Source organism: Rhodothermales bacterium, from assembly GCA_034439735.1.
In the GTDB taxonomy this organism is placed as follows: Bacteria; Bacteroidota; Rhodothermia; order Rhodothermales; family JAHQVL01; genus JAWKNW01.
Genome location: JAWXAX010000098.1, coordinates 1 through 14308, shown reverse-complemented (window position 1 = coordinate 14308; position 14308 = coordinate 1). Strand labels below are relative to the sequence as shown.

Annotated in this window: 12 protein-coding genes; 7 read left to right on the top strand and 5 right to left on the bottom strand. The window is 62.1% G+C overall.

The genetic code is table 11. From position 1 onward, the window contains the following. Nucleotides 1–6 precede the first annotated feature (6 nt). From SH809_07990 to SH809_07980, 3 genes are all read left to right on the top strand, one after another. Nucleotides 7–1404, top strand: a complete 1398-nt coding sequence (locus SH809_07990; protein ID MDZ4699630.1) for a TolC family protein — start codon at nt 7–9, stop codon at nt 1402–1404. 82 nt (nt 1405–1486) lie between these two features. Next, nucleotides 1487–2902, top strand: a complete 1416-nt coding sequence (locus SH809_07985; GenBank protein MDZ4699629.1) for an efflux RND transporter periplasmic adaptor subunit — start codon at nt 1487–1489, stop codon at nt 2900–2902. A gap of 22 nt (nt 2903–2924) precedes the next feature. After that, on the top strand, nt 2925–3659 hold the full coding sequence (locus tag SH809_07980; protein ID MDZ4699628.1) for an ABC transporter ATP-binding protein: 735 nt from the start codon (nt 2925–2927) through the stop codon (nt 3657–3659). Between the two features lie 116 nt (nt 3660–3775). Here the strand turns inward: SH809_07980 and SH809_07975 are convergent, their stop codons facing one another. Further along, nucleotides 3776–4273 carry a hypothetical protein gene (locus tag SH809_07975; GenBank protein ID MDZ4699627.1) on the bottom strand — a complete coding sequence of 166 codons (498 nt, stop codon included), beginning with the start codon at nt 4271–4273 and terminating at the stop codon, nt 3776–3778. A gap of 84 nt (nt 4274–4357) precedes the next feature. Between SH809_07975 and uvrA the strand changes: the two genes are divergently transcribed. The 4 genes from uvrA to SH809_07955 all read left to right on the top strand — a co-directional run bounded on the left by uvrA (nt 4358) and on the right by SH809_07955 (nt 11614). Beyond that, nucleotides 4358–7315 (top strand): excinuclease ABC subunit UvrA, encoded by a 2958-nt coding sequence (gene uvrA, locus SH809_07970; protein MDZ4699626.1) that lies wholly within the window; start codon nt 4358–4360, stop codon nt 7313–7315. Nucleotides 7316–7535: 220 nt separating this feature from the next. Further along, entirely contained in the window at nt 7536–9509 is a 1974-nt protein-coding gene (locus SH809_07965; GenBank protein MDZ4699625.1) for an ATP-binding protein, read from the top strand. A gap of 115 nt (nt 9510–9624) precedes the next feature. Then, nucleotides 9625–9963, top strand: coding sequence for a hypothetical protein (locus SH809_07960; protein ID MDZ4699624.1), 339 nt, complete (start codon nt 9625–9627; stop codon nt 9961–9963). 307 nt (nt 9964–10270) lie between these two features. After that, nucleotides 10271–11614 carry a M24 family metallopeptidase gene (locus SH809_07955; protein MDZ4699623.1) on the top strand — a complete coding sequence of 448 codons (1344 nt, stop codon included), beginning with the start codon at nt 10271–10273 and terminating at the stop codon, nt 11612–11614. A 26-nt stretch (nt 11615–11640) separates the two neighbouring features. Here SH809_07955 and SH809_07950 read toward each other — a convergent pair whose 3' ends face one another. The 4 genes from SH809_07950 to SH809_07935 form a co-directional block, all read right to left on the bottom strand. After that, the gene (locus SH809_07950; GenBank protein MDZ4699622.1) at nt 11641–12462 is read right to left on the bottom strand and encodes a hypothetical protein; all 822 of its coding nucleotides are present in this window, start codon (nt 12460–12462) and stop codon (nt 11641–11643) included. 8 nt (nt 12463–12470) lie between these two features. Further along, nucleotides 12471–12782 carry a PqqD family protein gene (locus SH809_07945; GenBank protein MDZ4699621.1) on the bottom strand — a complete coding sequence of 104 codons (312 nt, stop codon included), beginning with the start codon at nt 12780–12782 and terminating at the stop codon, nt 12471–12473. Nucleotides 12783–12965: 183 nt separating this feature from the next. After that, nucleotides 12966–13343: a hypothetical protein gene (locus tag SH809_07940; GenBank protein ID MDZ4699620.1), complete on the bottom strand. Its 378-nt coding sequence runs from the start codon at nt 13341–13343 to the stop codon at nt 12966–12968. 50 nt (nt 13344–13393) lie between these two features. Continuing rightward, a partial coding sequence (locus SH809_07935; protein ID MDZ4699619.1) for a dihydrodipicolinate synthase family protein occupies nt 13394–14308 on the bottom strand: 915 nt, incomplete at its 5' end.

Below are 14308 nucleotides of genomic sequence, written 5' to 3'. Positions count from 1 at the left end.
ACCGTCATGACTTTGCCAAAGCCCTCGCCCGACTGGCGCCTTTATCGCTTTTCATCGCTGCTCGTAGCCGGCGTATTCCTTGCGCTCGCCGGTTTCGCACCCCGCTACAGCCAGGCGCAAACCCCCACGCAGATCACCTTCGATGAGGCTGTACGTATCGCCCTCGAGCAGAACGTGTCGTTGATGCGCTCCGCGAACACCGTGGAGTTGGACGCGATCAACCTCTCGCGTCAGCGAAGCGCCTTCCTTCCCGATCTTTCTATGAACGCCAACGCCAGCCAGAACTACGGCCGGAACTTCAGTACGGAGGTATTGGACTTCGTCGATCAGACCACGAACCGCATGAACGCCTCGGCGAGTAGCCGGGTCACCCTGTTCGATGGGTTCGGGCGCGTTTCGGCGTACCGTCAGGCGCAGCGAAACCTGGAAGCGAGCGACTTCGACTTTGAGCGGCAGCGGCAGACAGTCGTGTTCAACGTGATGTCCAGCTACCTCAACCTTCTCGAACGGCGGGAGCAGATCCTGATCCAGCAAGAGAACCTGGAATCCCAACGGCAGCAACTCGTTCAGATCGAGGAGTTCACCAATGTGGGCTCGCGTCCCATCTCGGACCTCTACCAGCAGCAGGCCGCCACGGCCAATGCCGAGCTAACCCTCATCAATGCCGAGCGGGCGTATCAGTTGGGCGAAGTCGGCCTAATGCAAGTCTTGCAGCTCGACCCTTTCGGCGCTTACGCATTCGTAGCGCCGGAAGTGACCGATGCGCTTCTGATGCCGCAGCAATACGAGGTGCCCGTGATGCTTCAGGAGGCGTTCGGGCAGCGGTTGGACCTGAAGGCGCGTGAAAATGACATCATCGCGGCGCGTGAGGGTATCCGGGCGGCGCGATCCGGCTTCTTCCCGAGCCTGAGCCTCGCGGCGAATACCAGTTCGAATTATGACGACCAGAGTACGTTCAGCTTTTCGGACCAGTTCACCGACATTCGCCGGAGTAGCTCGATCGGACTTAACCTGAGCATCCCTATTTTCGATCGCTTCGAGACCAGCAATTTTATCCAGCAAGCGCGTGTGCAGTACGATAACTCGCGTCTGGTCCTGGAAGACCTCCAGCAGAACATCGCGCTGGACGTACGGCAGGCGTACCTGGATTACGTCACTACCGAAAAGCGGCTCGACGTGACCGAGAAGCAAGAAATCGCGGCTCAGCAGGCCCTCACGGCGGAGCAGGAGCGCTACAATGTAGGCGCGGCGACGCTTGTGGAGTTATCGCAAGCGCGCGCCAACTTCGTGCAAGCCGCGAGCGACCGCACGCAGGCCCGGTTCGATTTTCTCTTCCAGAAAAAGTTGATTGATTACTACATGGGCCGGCTCAATCCGACCGAGCCGTTGTTTCAGCAACCATAAGCCCGTTTGACGGTTATTTGGAGGCGCCTTCGGGCGCCTCTTTCGCATCTCCCTACTTGAAAGGCCGGGTTGGCCACCTTATATGGCGAAGAAAAAAACGTCAGCTACACGACTGATTGTGTACCTGCTGATTGGACTTGTGGTGGTGGTCGGCGCGCTGGCGGGTCTGCGCGCTGCCGGCGTGTTGGGCGAAAAAGACACGTCGCTGGTCGTCGAAGTAGCCGACATTGAACGGCGGAATATCACCCAGATGGTAACCGCATCCGGTAAGATTCAGCCGGAAATCGAGGTTAAGATCAGCCCGGACGTGCCCGGTGAAATTGTAGCTCTTCCCATCAACGAAGGTGACTATGTGGAGCAGGGGCAGTTGCTGGTTCGCATCCGTCAGGACGACTATGCCGCCCAGGTGGAGCGCGGCGAGGCCAGCGTGCTTCAGTCCAAGGCCATGCTCGCTCAGCGGCGTGCGGACATGTTGATTGCCGAGATCGAACTCAAGCGTCAGCGGGGGTTATTCGATAAGCAGGCCGTCTCCGAGAGCGAGTTTCAGCGCACGGAATCGCAGTTTGAGGTGGCTAAAGCCGGCTACGAAGCCGCCGAATACTCTGTCCGCAGCAGCGAGGCGCAGTTGAAGGAGGTGCGAGAGCAGTTGGCGAAGACGGCGATTTACGCCCCGATGAGCGGCACGATCAGCATGCTGGACGTGGAGTTGGGCGAACGCGTGGTGGGCACCAGCCAGATGGCCGGCACCGAGATGATGCGTCTGGCGAAGCTGGATCAGATGGAGATCGAAGTAGACGTCAACGAAAACGACGTGGTGAACGTCACGTTAAACGATTCCGCGCTGATCGAAGTCGACGCCTACCCGGAGCGCGGCTTCCGTGGCGTCGTCACCGAGATCGCGAACTCGGCGCGCGTCACGGGCGCCGGCACGCAGGAGCAAGTGACGAACTTCCCGGTCAAGATTCGGATCGTGGATACCCACAATCTGGACGAAAAGGAAGGGATGGCGGCTTCCCGTGGCGTGCGCCAGGAGGAAGTCCCACCGACGCCGCTAGAATCGCCCAACTTCCGCCCGGGAATGAGCGGGACGGTGGATGTGTTCACCGAGACGGTGCGTGACGCCATCGTCATCCCTATCCAGGCCGTAACGGTTCGGGATTTCAACCGAATCAAGGCCGAAGCGGAAGCCTCGGATGAGTCGGCGACGCCAATGCAGGAAGTGGACAACCAGGAAGCCGGCGTACAGGAGGCGGGTGAGCCGGAGAATGTCGTCGAGGACCTGCGCAAAGTCATCTTTGTAATGGTGGACGGGAAGGCTCAGATGCTGGAGGTTGAAACCGGCATTTCGGATGATACCCATATCGAAATCAAGAGCGGTCTTACGGGTACGGAGAAGGTGATTATCGGTCCCTACAGCGCCATCAGCCGGCAACTTGAGCCCGATGCCGCCGTAAAGCTCGAAGAACGTAAAGGCCGCCCGGCCATCGGGCCCCGCTAATCCCCAAACGCAACGCGCTGCAATGAAGAATCCCGACCAGTCGTTGATCGAGCTTACTCGCGTCACAAAAGTCTACCAGATGGGCGATCAGGAGGTGCGCGCGCTCGACGGCGTGTCGCTGAAGGTGGATGTAAACGAATACGTGGCCATTATGGGGCCATCCGGATCTGGCAAGTCCACGATGATGAACATCATCGGCTGCCTCGACACCCCGACGAGCGGCACCTATTTTCTGAACGGCCAGAGTGTGAGTGAGATGAGCGATAACGAGCTGGCCATGATCCGGAATCGAGAAATTGGGTTCGTATTCCAGACGTTTAACCTGCTGCCCCGGGTCACCTGTCTCCAGAACGTCGAGCTCCCACTCGTGTACGCCGGCATGCGGAAGTCCGCCCGTCGCGAACAGGCCATACGCGCGTTGCAGAGTGTGGGATTGGGCGATCGCATGTCTCATAAGCCCAACGAATTGTCCGGCGGTCAGCGCCAGCGCGTGGCTGTGGCCCGCGCCCTCGTCAACAAGCCTTCCATCTTGATGGCGGATGAGCCGACCGGCAACCTGGACTCGAAGACCGGTGACGAGATCATGCACCTATTCGAGTTGCTGTACCGGCAGGGCAACACGCTCCTGGTCGTGACCCACGAAGAAGATGTCGCCCGTCACGCCCGCCGTGTGGTCCGGCTGCGCGACGGCAACATCGAGAGCGACATTCGCGTGGACAACCCGACCCTCGCCCATGTGGATATGGCGGTCGCATAGGGTGATCTTACAGATTAAAAATTACAGGTTAAAGGGACGTTTCTGGTTCCAGTGGCATCACCGCACCCCCATTCCCATTTAATCTTTACCCGGCAATTTCCAATAGTATGACGTAATCATTGCATCGTGCATGGATAGGGTTCGATGCTATGCTCGAACCGGACGGGGCGGTCGCTCCGGGGGACGACGACAGCTTGAAATGGAACGGCGATGCCGTCGATCGCGCGGCAGTCGCGCGCCGGCATACCGATCGAGTAGGTGGCGATCCAGGTTTGTCCGTCGTCCTCGACGGAATCGAACTGGATGTTCGTCCCGCCCGTCGGCGTGGGGACGGCGACGAGCAGTACCATCGCATCTGTAAAATCGACGGGGGGCATGGGCAGCAGCGTTTCAAGCCTGCCCAGCAACGCGTCCCAGCTTTCAGCATCTCGCACGACCATCTCCACGGTATCCGCAAACGCGGCCGACTGCCCGCGCATGAGGGCCTCGAAGTACACCGCGGTAGACGGAGAAATCGCATCGGGATCTTGTGCGGGCTCGCAGGCCGCGAGCGCAACGGGGAGGCAGCAGCAAACCGCCAGATTAGGCCAGAACGAGGAATGTGTAAAAAACATGTGTGCGAGCCGGAAACTCAAAGGTGTGTGTATAAATTCCACTCTGATAATACCACGTATCGGCATCAATAAACGGCGAAGAGCATGGACGAGCGCATCATTATTCGGGGCGCGCGTGAACACAATCTGAAGAATATCGACCTCGATATTCCCCGGGACCAGTTGGTCGTGATCACCGGGCTGTCCGGTTCGGGTAAATCCAGCCTCGCCTTCGATACGATTTATGCCGAGGGGCAGCGGCGCTACATGGAAAGTCTCAGCGCCTATGCTCGCCAGTTTCTCGGGATGATGGAGCGCCCTGACCTGGATTTCATCGACGGGCTGTCGCCGGTTATCTCCATCGAACAGAAAACCGTGAGCCGCAATCCGCGCTCCACGGTGGGCACCGTCACGGAAATCTACGACTTTCTGCGCTTGTTGTACGCGCGCGCCGCCACGGCCTACTCCTACATCTCGGGAGCGCCGATGCGGAAACAGTCGGACGACGAAATCATCAACCGCATTCTAGCGTTTGAGGAAGGCACGCGGTTGCTGCTGTTGGCGCCTGTAGTAAAGGGCCGCAAAGGCCATTATCGAGAGCTTTTTGAGCAGATCGGCCGGCAGGGCTTCACGCGGGTTCGGGTGAATGGCGAGTTGGTGGAGATCACCGACGGCATGAAGCTCGATCGGTACAAGACACACGACATCGAAGTCGTGGTCGACCGCGTGGTGATCAAGGAGGACATTCGCACCCGCCTCAGCCAGTCGATCGACATCGCGCTCGGGATGGGGGGCGGCACGCTGGTGGTGGCGCTGCTGGATGGCGAGAAGATGACGGACTTCCTGTTTAGCCGGCACCTGTTTTCGCCGGAGGACGGGTTGTCGTATGAGGATCCATCCCCCAACTCGTTCTCGTTCAACTCTCCATACGGCGCGTGCACCGAGTGCGCCGGCCTGGGGACCAAACAGGAGCTGGATCCAGCGCTGATCATCCCGAATCCATCCAAAACCATCGGTCAGGGCGGCATCGAACCGATCGGCAAGCCGCGCGACATCTGGATGTTCAGCCAGCTCAAGGCCGTTGCCGAGATCCACGGATTCGATTTCAACACGCCACTCAACCAGCTGACCGAAAGCCAGATGCAGGTGCTGCTGGACGGCGCCGGCGACGAACAGTTCGAGATCGTATACACGTACAAGAACCGCGAGGTGGCCTACAAGCATCGGTATGGAGGCATCAACCAGCACATCTGGCACACCTACAGCAACTCCACCTCGGTCACCGCCCGCCGGTGGGCCGAGGGCTACATGCGCGCGATGCCCTGCAAGGCCTGCGGTGGGGGCCGGCTGCGCAAGGAAAGCCTGGCGTTTCGGCTGGGGGAGAAAAACATCGCCGAGTTGGTCCGCATGGACCTCAACGCCCTGCGCGTCTATTTCGGTCAGTTGTTATTGACCGAGCGCGAGTGGATCATCGCCCGGCCCATCGTGAAGGAGATCCGGGAGCGGCTCGAGTTCCTGATCAACGTCGGCGTAGGGTATTTGAGCCTCGACCGGCCGGCGCGAACCCTCTCCGGCGGCGAAAGCCAGCGCATCCGCCTCGCGACCCAGATCGGCACGCAGCTCGTGGGCGTGTTGTACATCCTGGACGAACCCAGCATCGGGCTGCATCCGAGGGACAACGACAAGTTGATTTCTTCCCTGCGACAGCTGCGGGACATGGGCAACTCGGTCCTGGTCGTAGAGCACGACCGCGAGATGATCGAGGCGGCGGACTTCGTGGTGGACCTCGGTCCCGGCGCCGGCGAATACGGCGGCCACATCGTCGGGCGATCCGCCCCGGCCGGCCTGGTGAAGGGGTTTAACGGCTACGAAAGCCTCACGGCGTCGTACCTTTCGGGCGAGCGCACGATTGCGTTGCCGCGTGAGCGCCGGGCCGGCAACGGTTCGTGGCTCGTGTTGACGGGCGCCACCGGGCACAACCTGAAGGGGGATACGCTCCGGCTGCCGCTGGGTACGTTTATCTGCGTCACCGGCGTCTCGGGCTCGGGGAAATCGAGCCTCATCAACCAGACGCTTTACCCGATCCTGGCCAACCATTTCCACCGGGCCATGCTGGTGCCTCTCCCCCACCAGGGGATTCAGGGCTTGAATCAGATCGACAAGGTGATCGACATCGATCAGAGCCCGATCGGGCGCACGCCGCGGTCTAACCCGGCTACCTACACCGCCCTCTTTTCGCACATTCGCGACCTGTTCACGCAGTTGCCGGAATCAAAAATTCGGGGGTATAAGGCGGGTCGTTTCTCCTTCAACGTGAAGGGAGGACGCTGCGAGACCTGCAAAGGCGCCGGCATTGTCAAGCTAGAGATGAACTTCTTACCCGACGTGTACGTGGCGTGCGAAACGTGCAAAGGCCGGCGATACAACGCCGAAACGATCGAGGTGCTGTATAAGGGAAAAAGTATTGCGGACGTGTTGGAGATGCCGGTTTCCGAGGCGTTGACGTTTTTTGAGAATGTCCCTCGGATCGAGCGCAAGTTGCGGACGCTGGAATCGGTAGGCCTCGGGTACATCCGACTGGGGCAGCAGGCGACGACGCTTTCCGGCGGTGAGGCCCAGCGCGTGAAGCTGGCAAAAGAGCTGAGCCGACCCGGGACGGGCAGCACCCTGTACATCCTGGACGAGCCGACGACCGGGCTCCACTTCGAAGACATCCGGCACCTGCTCAACGTCCTGCGCGCCCTCGTAAAAAAGGGGAATACCGTGCTGGTGATCGAGCACAACATGGACGTCGTGAAGGTCGCCGACCACGTAATCGACCTGGGCCCGACCGGCGGCATGGAAGGCGGGCATATCCTGGGAGCCGGCACGCCTGAAGAGTTGGCGCGGATGGAGACGTCGACATCGACCTATCTCCGCGACGAGTTGGAGCGCACGCGGCGCTTCCAGAACGGGAATGAAGAGGAGATCAACCTCGATGCATTCATGGGCGAGGGCGACGACCTCGATGACACGGACGAGATCGAGGAAGAAGAGGAAGAGACCAACGAGCCGGTAGCCTGAGGTGGAGTCGAGTGTGGAGAATCCGCAGACCAAAAACGCCCCTAACCATGCGCCAAAGGCGACAACCCGGCGCTCAAAAAGAATGATCTAAAATAAGATGCACTGAATATACTATATCCTTTCACCGACGCGCCCACGCCTTCCCCATCGGCATCACCCCTCTTCCGCCGCCGGCTCTCTCTGCGTCGCCGACCCGCATCTTTGAACCCTGCCCACGCCTATGTGGCGAAGCTCGTTAGCGGCCAACCGGGACCTGCCGGCCAGGCCGCTTGATTTCGACCGTCGGGACGAACGCATCGTACAGTCCGTCCGCCGGCTGGCCATGACGGTCGCCCGCATGTTCAGCGCGCCGGGGGCGTTTGTCGCCCTCTACGAAAAAGACGAGCTGCTCCAGATCATGGCCTGCTTCGGCATCGACCTGGCCGCACAACCGGAGAGCGGATTCCTCTCCCCGGCGCTTGTTTTCCCCGGAAAAAGCCTCATCGTACCGGACACCGACCTCGAGCCCGCCTTCGCCAACGATGTCTGGGTAACCAACGCCGGCATCCGCTTCTTCGCCGGCGCCCCGCTCATCGACACCTCCGGCCACCCCGTAGGCCTCCTGTGTATCGTCGACCGCGCCCCGAGGGCGTTTGCAAACGGGCATATCAAGCTGCTGCACGATATGGCGTCGATCGGGGTCAGCGAGCTGAGCACGCATCACCGGCTGAGGGTGCAAGAACAGGCTTTGCAAGAGGCTCAGGCACGTGTGTCCCGCGTCGAAGCGCTGTACGAACGGATGACCGCCGGCCTCCCGATCCCGCTCTTCGCCGTGGACGCCACCTGCCGGGTCCTGAACTGGAACCCGGCCTGCGCGGAAACCCTCGGCTACAGCCAGGACGAGGTGCTCGGACAGCCAATCACCCCCTTACTGGCCGAAGACGCCGTCACCGGGGGGTTCGACACCATCGTCCAGCGCGTCTTTAACCGCCGGCGGATTTCAGGGCTCGACCTCAAGATGCGCACGCGGGCAGGCAGCATCCGCCGCCTCTCGTGCCGGCTCCTCCCGGTGTACGACGCGCTCGGGCAGATCGAAGCCTGCGCGTTTATGGCGGCGGACATCACCGCGCTTCAACGGCTCGAACAGGCCAACCGGGAACTCGACGCCGGTAACCATCTACTCGCCGGGCTGACATCGGCCTGCTCGTTCGCCCTCACCCAGGAGGCCGACGGCACCTGCTGGCTCCAGCGCGCCTCCAGCGCGTTCGGCCGAGTGACTGGCATCCGGTTCGACACCTCGCAGCCGCTGCGCTGGACCGACATGGTGCATCCGGACGACGCCGGCCCGATGCTCGCCGCCTACCAGGCCCTGAGCCTCCAGCAGTCGGACACCGTCTGCGTCCGCCTCCGCATCCCGGACGCCGGGCACCGGAGGATGCAACATGCGGTGCAGCTGGTGGAACACGACCCGGCAACTGGTGCGCGCCGTTATCTGGGTGTCTTGCGCATCGACAAGACCGGGTGGCCGCCGCCGGCCGTCGACCTGCTCGACTCGTCGATCCTGTCGATTATGAGCCACGAGATCCGCACCCCGCTGACTTCGATCCTGGGGTTCGCGGAGTTGCTTGGCGCCCAGGAAGACGCGACCCATCGCCGGTTCGCGGCACTCATCGAAAAAAGCGCCGGCCGGCTCTTCGATACGCTCGGCGCGCTGCTCGATCTGTCGCAGCAGGAAGATCACCTGCTCGCGTTCGAACCGACCCTTTCGGACTTCGGCGCTCATGTCGCCGAAGTCGCGACGCCTTTCCGGGAGGACGCCATTGCCCGGGGTCTGCTGTGGCACTTCCACGCGCCGGCGGAGCCCGTCATGGCGTCCATCGACCCTGAAGCCTCCACCCGTGTCCTCAAGCAGATCCTCAGCAACGCGCTCAAATTCACTAGTCTTGGTGCGATCCAGATCATCGTCGCCTCGACAGAAGACGCCGTCACGCTTATCGTACAGGATACCGGCGTCGGCATCTCGGCCGAGTTCTTCCCTCACCTCTTCCGCGAATTCCAGCAGGAGTGCACGGGCATCACCCGCCCCTTTGAAGGTGCCGGCCTCGGCCTCGCGATCGCGAAGCGGCTTGTAGACGCCATGGGTGGCGTCATCGCCCTCGAAAGCGAAAAAGGCGTAGGCACCACCGTGACCCTCCGTTACACGCGGGCCGCCTGAACCTTCGCCGGCGGCATCGCGTTGGAGGGGCACTCTTGTCCGCCAACCCAACACCCGCGCCGATGGAACCGCCGATCATCCCCGCCTCAACAAACCCGATGCGCCCGGCATCTGGATGAGCTTCGACAACACGGTGTCGGTATACCACATCATCGAAGCCGGCCACGACTTCGAGCGGGCCTCGCAGGACCTCTTCGCGTTGCTCAAACAGGCCAACGAAAAATTCCCCGAGTGGCCCCGTGTCCTCTACCTGGAAATCCAGGACCACCTCGACTCCCTCGGCCGGTTCGACCCGGACATGGTGGAGCTCCAGCAGGAATTCCTCATCCAGGCCCTCGGCGAGTTTTGGACCGCCCTCGACCTGCCGCTCGTCTCGGTCGTGAACCCGAATCCTCAGAGTAACGCCATCCCCGATTCGCTGGCGGTGCGTCCGCCGGAACGGCGGTATGGGTGATGATTGATGGGCGATCGTCGATGGTCAATGGGCGATGGTCATTGAGCGTTTTCTCAGGATTAAGGGCTGATGAGCGTTTTCTTTTTGTCGTCATCCCCCGGTCAGGCCCGGGGCAGGCTCCCGACCCCGATCGGGGATCCATAGAAGGCATGAGAATATCTCGTTTGCGGTTCCAGATGTGATTCCCTGTAATTTTTGATGTATGTATGGATCCCCGCGTTCGCGAGGATGACGGTGCTGAAAGAGACGAGGTGATCATCCCACCCCCCTCGCTAATCGCTATTGCCTAATCACTACTCGCTAATCAATGCGTCTATTCTTCCTCTTCCTCCTCCTGACCCCATCCTCTCTGCTGGCTCAACACCTCCCGATGCCGGCGATTCTCCCGCTGCGTGAGCAGGCGGCAGTGATCGACCGGGTGTTGCTCGATCGGTTCGAAACCGTCGTTCCGGCATTGATGCGGCGGGAGGGGATCGATATGTGGGTGATCGTGGGGCGCGAGTACAACGAAGATCCGGTGATCGAAACCATGCTGCCGGCCACCTGGCTCGCGGCGCGCCGGCGGACGATCCTCCTCTTTTACGACCGGGGCGACGAGGCGGGCTTGGAGCGCCTGGCCGTCGCCCGCTACGCCGTCGGCAACGCCTTTCCGGCCGCCTGGAACCCCGAGGAGGAGCCCGACCAGTGGAAGCGCCTCGCGGCGCTGATCGCCGAGCGAAATCCCCGCAAGATTGCCCTCAACCGGTCGAGCACCTTCGCCCATGCGGACGGGATGACGGACACCGAGTTCGACGCCCTGACGTCGGCGCTGCCGGCCGGCCTGCGAGGCCGGATTGTCTCTGCTGAAAACCTGGCCGTGGGCTGGCTCGAAACGCGCACTGAGCAGGAGATGCAGCTCTACCCGATGATCGTGCGCATCGCCCACGCCATCATCGCCGAGGGGCTCTCCGAGCAGGCCATCCAACCCGGCGTAACGACCACCACCGACCTCGAATGGTGGTTTCGCGAGCGTATCCGGTCGTTGGGGCTTGTCACCTGGTTCCACCCGAGCGTGGACGTCCAGCGTGCCGATACGGCCGACGCGCGGAGCGATTTCTCCACCCGGCCCGGGGAAACCACCATCCTGCCGGGCGACCTCCTGCATGTCGATTTCGGGATCACCTACCTCCGCCTCAACACCGACACCCAGCAGCACGCCTATGTCCTGAAACCGGGCGAGACCGAGGCGCCGGCCGGCCTCCGCGCCGCGCTGGCGGCGGGGAATCGGCTACAGGACATCCTGACGAGTCAGTTCCAGACCGGCCGCACCGGCAACGAGATGCTGGCGGCCGCCCGGGCACAGGCCATTGCCGAGGGGCAGCGGCCGTCCATCTACACCCACCCCATTGGCTTCCACGGGCATGCCGCCGGGCCGGCGATCGGGATGTGGGACAGCCAGGGCGGCGTACCCGGCACGGGTGACTACCCGCTGTACCTGAACACCGCTTATTCGATTGAGCTCAACACCACCGTAGCCGTCCCGGAATGGGGGAAAGACGTGCGGATCATGCTGGAGGAGGACGCCTTTTTCGACGGGGACGAGGTGGGATACATCGACGGCCGGCAGACGGAATTTTGGCTGGTGCCGCGCCTGTCCGCCAACACCCCTTAAACCTTACACCTCGAACCTGGAACCCTTCAAAACGGAAACCCCTGAGCGTGGGTGTGAATGAGCAGTTGGGCGGCGGCTTCGCCGTGGCGGTAGGGGAGGTGAAAGGCCGGCGTGCGCTCGACGAGTTTGCCGAGGTAGCGGACCGCCTCGCCCCGGTGCATTTTTAAATTGAGGCAGTTCTGGAGCAGTTCGAGCGTGGCCGAGGCCGGGGCGGTGCGGACGAGCCGCATGTCCGCCTCTGGGCTGTACTGGGGGAAGATGAGCGCGGCGATGGCGCAGCGGCCGGCGTCGATCTGGCCCTCGCGCAATTCGATGGTGCGTTTTTCGAGTTGCGCCACCTCGCCGGGGCTCAGCAGGCGGTCGTCCTCCGTGGCGGCGTGCTCGCGCATCTGCGGCGTGAGGGGGAACGGCACCAGCTCGCCGGTTTCAAGGGAGACGGGCACGATGTCGTCCGACAGGTAGGACCAGCCGCGGAGGCACAGGTTGGATACGAGGGTGCTTTTGCCGCGCCCCCAGGTACCGCACATCACGACGGCCCGGCCTCCCTTCGCGGCGGCGCCGGCGTGCAGCCACAACAGCTCCCGGTGTTCGCGCACGAATCGGAACACGATCTCGAACTTGAGGCACTGCATCGCGCCATGGAGCGTGCCGTCGTGGTCGCCGAACTGGTCGGCCCCATCCACCACGTAGCGATCGCCCTCCCGACGAACGGTCAGCGTGTCCAATAGTTTATACGGCACCGGGACGAGCAGCTCGCGAAAGTTGTGCGCCAGCGGGACGAGGACTTCCTCGACCTCTCCGGCGACGGCGACTTCCTGATTGCCAAACGAAACAAAAAGCGTCTGCATAATCCGTATCAGGCGACGTCGGCCTCGTTATTGACCAGCGACTGTTTGTCCTGGATCAGGCCAAGCACCAGGAACTGCTCCAGCGCGAGGCGCACGTCGACGAGGAGTTCGCCGGCCGGGATGTCGAACACGCCACTCAAATCCTCGCAGATCTGCACCACGGTCTTCGATCCGTCACAGGCATCCCAGATGGCCTTGGCGGATGCGTTGAGGGAGAACCCCATTTCAGAGTTGCCGTCGTAGAGGACCATCTCCTCCAGAACACCCTGCGAGAGGACGTCCGGCCGTTGGACGGGGATCATATCTTCAGGAATCATCATGCGACCTATCGGGGATGCTTACGAGTACGATCGGCGCCACGTACAGCCCGGACCACACGCTTCCAGGTCGAAACGGAAGTCGGTCTCGGGCGCGCCTCTAGTACAGGTCGTCACGGCCCGCGGGTCTACAGAAGTGATCTGACGAATCGCGCAAATCGCTCTATATGGACGGCATTCGAGCGTTTAGGCGTCCTTACGAGCCGTCTGCGGAACGAGGAACAGGATGATCAGGAACGCGACGGCGCCGGCGTAGAGAAACGTCTTATTCCCCGAGAACACCCCCATCATCGCGCCGAATAGTACGACCCCTTCCCCGGCCGCCCAGCACACAAGTGTGTACGACAGAAATTGACGCCCCACGCCGGCCTGATCGCGTTTGCGTCTGAAGACGAACACCACGCCGGCCAGCGCGAGCAGCATCGCGATGAAATAACCCACGACGATCGGATGATCGGGGGGAAACAGCGGTTCCACCCGGCTACCCAGGAAATACGTCAGTGTTACAGCGATCGCTACCGTCAACACCATCGCAAACTTGATGAGAGTCAACGAACGCTGCATATCGGATGATGTGGATGCCATAGACGCCTTTTGAGCGGAGAGACTGGTTCTTAAACGGGGGATTGGACCTCCGCCAGAGCCGCCGCGTAGGCGGCCTGGAGGGCGTCCTCCTCCGAGGGCGTCAGCGGCGTGACCGGCGGTCTCATGTGACGCCACCCTTCGGCTCCGGTTCGAAGCTCGGTCAGCAATTTGAGCGCAGGAATCATGGGGAAGGACTCGATGGCCTGCCGGACAGCGGACATGCGGCGCTGGAGGTCGTCCGCCTGTGGGGACTGCCAGGCATCATACACCTCCGCCGCGAGGCGGGCCGTGAGGTTGACGGTGGCGGATATGCAGCCGGCTCCGCCGGCGCGTAGCACATCCACCAAAAACTTCTCGCTGCCGGCGAACACCCGGAAGCCAGGAAACGCCTGCGCCATGGCGCGCATGTTCTCCACGTTCCCGCCCGAATCCTTCACCCCGACGACGACACCCGGATAGGCGGCCAGCAGCCGATCAATGACGGACAGGGAAAAGGGGACGCCGGTCATCTGGGGAAAATGATAAAGATAGACTTCGGGCGATGCGGAGCCGATCTGCTGAATGAGCGCGTCGAACGCGGCGATGAGGCCGGCGTCGCGCACGTTTTTGTAATAAAACGGCGGCAGCACCAGCAGGCCATGGACTCCATGATCGAGCGCATGCCGCGCGAGGGCCACTGTGTCCGGCAGGGCGCAGCAGCCCACGCCGAGCATGATGCGGGAAGGCGGGATGCCGGCGTCCAACAGGCGTTCGAGCAGTTCCGTCCGTTCGGACACACTGAAGCTCACCGCTTCGCCGGTGGTCCCCATGATCGCCAGACCCGCGCAACCGCTGTCGAGCAACCACCGCGCATGCGCGGCCAGGCGGGGGTGGTCGACCTTCAGATCCGCCGTCAGCGGCGTGAGGCTGGCGGCGTAGACGCCGTCGGGCAGGCGATGCTCCAT

Bases quoted from the DNA above. Each gene is read 5' to 3' on its own strand.
- SH809_07990 (MDZ4699630.1), top strand. From the start codon at position 7: ATGACTTTGCCAAAGCCCTCGCCCGACTGGCGCCTTTATCGCTTTTCA.
- SH809_07985 (MDZ4699629.1), top strand. From the start codon at position 1,487: ATGGCGAAGAAAAAAACGTCAGCTACACGACTGATTGTGTACCTGCTG.
- SH809_07980 (MDZ4699628.1), top strand. From the start codon at position 2,925: ATGAAGAATCCCGACCAGTCGTTGATCGAGCTTACTCGCGTCACAAAA.
- SH809_07975 (MDZ4699627.1), bottom strand. From the start codon at position 4,273: ATGTTTTTTACACATTCCTCGTTCTGGCCTAATCTGGCGGTTTGCTGC.
- uvrA (MDZ4699626.1), top strand. From the start codon at position 4,358: ATGGACGAGCGCATCATTATTCGGGGCGCGCGTGAACACAATCTGAAG.
- SH809_07965 (MDZ4699625.1), top strand. From the start codon at position 7,536: ATGTGGCGAAGCTCGTTAGCGGCCAACCGGGACCTGCCGGCCAGGCCG.
- SH809_07960 (MDZ4699624.1), top strand. From the start codon at position 9,625: ATGAGCTTCGACAACACGGTGTCGGTATACCACATCATCGAAGCCGGC.
- SH809_07955 (MDZ4699623.1), top strand. From the start codon at position 10,271: ATGCGTCTATTCTTCCTCTTCCTCCTCCTGACCCCATCCTCTCTGCTG.
- SH809_07950 (MDZ4699622.1), bottom strand. From the start codon at position 12,462: ATGCAGACGCTTTTTGTTTCGTTTGGCAATCAGGAAGTCGCCGTCGCC.
- SH809_07945 (MDZ4699621.1), bottom strand. From the start codon at position 12,782: ATGATGATTCCTGAAGATATGATCCCCGTCCAACGGCCGGACGTCCTC.
- SH809_07940 (MDZ4699620.1), bottom strand. From the start codon at position 13,343: ATGCAGCGTTCGTTGACTCTCATCAAGTTTGCGATGGTGTTGACGGTA.